General features: G+C 54.1%; 2 protein-coding genes and 1 pseudogene. All 3 read right to left on the bottom strand.

Going from position 1 to position 2,390, the window contains the following annotated elements:
- Positions 1-570: pseudogene (locus ACP5J3_RS13320) on the bottom strand (CRISPR-associated protein); the annotation flags it as partial.
- Positions 567-1,277, bottom strand: a complete 711-nt coding sequence (locus ACP5J3_RS13315) for a CRISPR-associated endonuclease Cas3'' (protein WP_428496130.1) — start codon at positions 1,275-1,277, stop codon at positions 567-569. The pseudogene ACP5J3_RS13320 and the gene ACP5J3_RS13315, both read right to left, overlap by 4 nt.
- A partial coding sequence (locus ACP5J3_RS13310; protein WP_428496129.1) for a helicase-related protein occupies positions 1,274-2,390 on the bottom strand: 1,117 nt, incomplete at its 5' end. The genes ACP5J3_RS13310 and ACP5J3_RS13315, both read right to left, overlap by 4 nt.

The raw sequence follows: 2,390 nt of genomic DNA, 5'->3' as shown, positions 1-2,390 counted from the left end.
GATCGGCGAGATGTTAAAAATAGTAAACCCATTTTCTCCCTCTATCTTAATCTTCACCACCCCGTATAGATAGCCTAGTGTAGAAAGTGCAAAACACGAAGGGCAAACTACATAAGGCGTGTCCGCTACCGCTCTGTAATCCACCACTCTGTACTTTCCAAAAGTCAAGGAAATAGGTAGATATAGGGTGTAGCCCTTCTTGATTTTAACACGCCCCTCTTTTAGCCTCTCGGCATGGCTGGGAGATAAGTCAAAGACTGTGGGCAAGGCGTTGAGCGACTCCTTAAGCCTCTGTTTCCACACTGGGAAATTACTCACATCAATAGCGGCGTCGCGCAAATCCCTCAGCGGGCCCAGTTCCCTCTCCGACTCCACCGAGATATCGACTAAGCTGTGAAGCTCCCACCTGACATATCTCTCCCAGTCTATTGCCCCCCCTTCGATCTCAAAGCGATCACCCACACGCCTCACAATACCCTCGATGCGCCCAGATAGGTGGAGTAGCTTCACCGCTCCGTGCATTATCAAAGCGTCCGCCACTAGCCCGTGACCAGGTGTGTGGTACGTCATAACTTTGTGGGCTGATCAGCGGATATGCGTAAGAGACCCGGCTCGGCGCCTGATACAGCCGTCCTCGCTATCTTGGTGCCGGATCCCCCTCTGTTCATCATGGCGGCCACCGAGTCGGCAACAACAAGCGGTTGCAAGATGCCGGCCACCAGTAGCCTCTTTCTCCTCCTCTCGCTGGCGGGGCCCGCTGTTAGGAACGCCAAAACCTCTCTAAACACGGCAACTACATCAGAGGCCTCTATACCCCTCCTCCAGATCTCCACTGCCCTTTTCAGCAACTCCTCTGCGGGGGAATAATTGCAGTACATTGCCAAATCGGAACCACGTAGCATAGCCAAAAGCGTAGACACGTTCAGACTCCTCTCGCCGAGCTCCCCAACATAGGCGCCCATTATAATAGGCTCATGGTGCAGTGCCACCGCCGCCGAGACGTAATACCTCACCTCTCCCCACAACACCTTATACGCCAGATAAGCCCCCAGAACCTCGTGGCGATAGCGCCCGCTACCCGATTTATATGCCGCGGCGAGCTTACCCAAGTCGTGAAACCATATGGCAACCTCCACCACGTCAAAGCCAAAAACCCTCCTAAGCCACCTCTCGTAGAATGGCTTCATCAAAGCCCAATTCTTAAGCACCGCATCTACATGTTCCTCATACCCCTCGCCGCATCCGCCATCCCTCAGCCAATATGCGCAACACTTCATGCCCCGCCGCCCCCCCTCTTTTTTGAACGCCTTCCCCGCCGCCTACGTGTGTCCTCCGCCGCGACTACACTGGCGAGCAACTCCACAGCAACGCCAGCCTCGTCGTATAAGTCTCCCAAGTCGCCAGTGAACACGACGAGCTCGTCACCTGGAGATCCCCCCTCCCTTGCTTTGGCCTCTTTTAGCACAACGTAGTCGCCCTCTACGCGTTCTACAACAAATATCTTTCCCTGAAGTTTTTGGAGAAAGGCCTCAAGTCTGCTTCCGCTGTATCTTCTATAGGAGAATTTAACAATACCCTCCATCATCTCCTCCCTCTTCACCGTATTCCGGCGCTGGCCCTCCACTATATAGATCAAGGCGTAGTTAGTGGGCCTCAGAGGCACCTCTCTCCTAGGCGGATAGGAGAATAGCGAAAGCTCAGACATATAAGCCAGTGCCTCGCCGTACATCACGTCACCCGCAACCGCCATTCTCTCCACGATCTTCCCGTCGTAGACCTCGTTAACACTCTCCTTTACAAAACCCCATTTGTTTAACCCAGACGGGTTACTGGAGACAACAGACGCTGTACGCTCAACAAGCTCCTCTAGATACGGCTCAGGCCCCTCCGCTCTGAACACCACAGCCCTTCCAGGCCCCCTCCGGCCGATCCTCCCAAGCCTCTGGATAAGGCTGTCAATCGGCGAAAGCTCTGTATAGAGGACGTCAAAATCGAGGTCAAGGCCTACCTCAAGAGACTGTGTGCCAATTAAGACACCCCCCTCCTTCACAGCCTCCAAAGCCGCCTCCCTATCAGCCTTCCTCACGAGAGAGTGTACAACAGCCTTCCTGCCGCACCTCACCCCCTTATACAGCTCCCGGGCCTTGGCGATGGTATTTACAATTACCAAGCTACGCAACCCACAGTTCACCTCCTTATTTAGACCCTCCACTGTAAGGGTCTCCTCCCTAATCTCCACATCAACTCTCCTGTCAGGTCCATCGACGTCTATTAAATTCCTCCCCTCAAAACACCTAAAGTATTTCAAGTAAGCCGTGGGCAGAGTCGCCGTGGACAGCACAACCTTTCCACCGGCCTCCACCAAGTCACACACCACCTCGCCGAGAACC

The sequence above is a fragment of the Pyrobaculum sp. genome (assembly GCF_049971835.1).
GTDB lineage: Archaea > Thermoproteota > Thermoprotei > Thermoproteales > Thermoproteaceae > Pyrobaculum.
Note: the sequence above shows the minus strand (reverse complement) of the source record. Positions and strands in the feature narration are given on the sequence as shown.